A 1,412-nucleotide genomic window follows, 5' to 3' on the forward strand; every position below is an offset into this window, starting at 1 on the left:
GGGTGTGACCGACGAATGATGTGGTTCGCGGCCCCTCCGGACTCGCTTACGCCGCCACCGGGTATCCCTCCCGGCTGAGCCTGCCCCAGAACTGCTCCCAGCGACCCGTCGTGTACGTCAACGCTCTCAACGCCAGCACCGACGCCGCACCGCGGCCCTTCCACTTCATCCCCGAACCGCACAGCCGCTGCTTCACCAGCACCTTGCACGCCGCCTCCGTCACCCCCGAGCCGATCGGGATGCCCCGGCCCCTCAGCCCGGCGTAGTCCATCCGCCCCCCCTTGACCTGGTTGCGGAAGTACGTCAGCGTCGACTCCACCTCCGCCGGCAGCCGCTTCCGCCCCAACGCCGCGCCCCGCGCCTCCAGCTCCGCAATCAGCGCCTCGGCCGCCCCGGGCTCGTGCTTCAGCCGGTGGCACCAGCCGTCGATCCACGGCCGCAGCCCCGTGGCATCCTCCGGGAACAGCGGGTCGGCGGCCGCCCAGATGTATTGCGTGGCGTGGTAGAAGTCGACGACCTGCAGCTCGGTCTCGTGCTCCAGGTAGCCCCAGTTCTCCTTCGCCCCGTCGGCCAGCCCGACGTACGTGGCACCCGGGTAGGCCGCCTTGACCCGATCGATCTCCCGGTCGAACCGCTCGAAGAACGTCAGCTTACCGTACTCGGGGGTGGCCCCGAGGTAGATCGTGTGCAGTCGCTCCCCCCGCGTGTCGTAGAAGGCGATGGTGCCGACCATCGCCTCGCGCCAGCCGTCGTCGACGGTGAGCATGCAGGTGCCGTCCAGGCCCAGGGTGATCGTCGCCGGGGGCTGCTCGAAGCGGGGCAGCTCGTACTCCCAGTCGTGCTCGACGGCTAGGGCGACGGCGGCGACCGCGTCGGCGACGTCCTGGACCAGGCAGCGGGAGACATCGCGGCGGTGGTTGGCGGCCAGGTCGTGCAGGACGCGTCCGGAGCCGAATTCGGCATACTTGTGGGCGATCATCCGGGCGAAGCGCGGGGTGGAGCTGACGACGATGCGGGCGTCGCGGTCCAGGGGGCAGAAGGTCTTGCCGCCGCGGGAGGACTGGTAGACGTGGCGGCGGAGGGTGACCACGCCGTAGGGGGACTGGTACTGCTTGGCGGTGCGTCCCTTGCTGGTGAGGCGGGCGTCGCCGAGGGTGATGGGCGAGCCGTCGGTGTCAAAGCGAGCGAGCACCTCGGCGGTGGCGACGACGCCGGCGTCGTTGAGGGCATCCTGGATGGCGTCCTCGGCGCGGAGCATGTCGTCTGCGTAGGGGACCTCGAGCTGGATGGTGAAGCCGGTCTCGGATCGGGCGACGATGGTGGCGGCCATGGCGGTGGCTCCCGGAGTGTGAGGGGAGCCCCAGCATAGGCGGACGAACCGGCCCGATCTACATCATTCGTCGGTCACACCC

General features: G+C 70.1%; 1 protein-coding gene. It reads right to left on the reverse strand.

The annotated features are described in order from the left end of the window. Nucleotides 1–46 precede the first annotated feature (46 nt). On the reverse strand, nucleotides 47–1,330 hold the full coding sequence (locus TsocGM_RS25590) for an ISKra4 family transposase (RefSeq protein ID WP_126728287.1): 1,284 nt from the start codon (nucleotides 1,328–1,330) through the stop codon (nucleotides 47–49). Between the last annotated feature and the right edge of the window lie 82 nt (nucleotides 1,331–1,412).

The organism is Tautonia sociabilis (assembly GCF_003977685.1).
In the GTDB taxonomy this organism is placed as follows: domain Bacteria; phylum Planctomycetota; class Planctomycetia; order Isosphaerales; family Isosphaeraceae; genus Tautonia; species Tautonia sociabilis.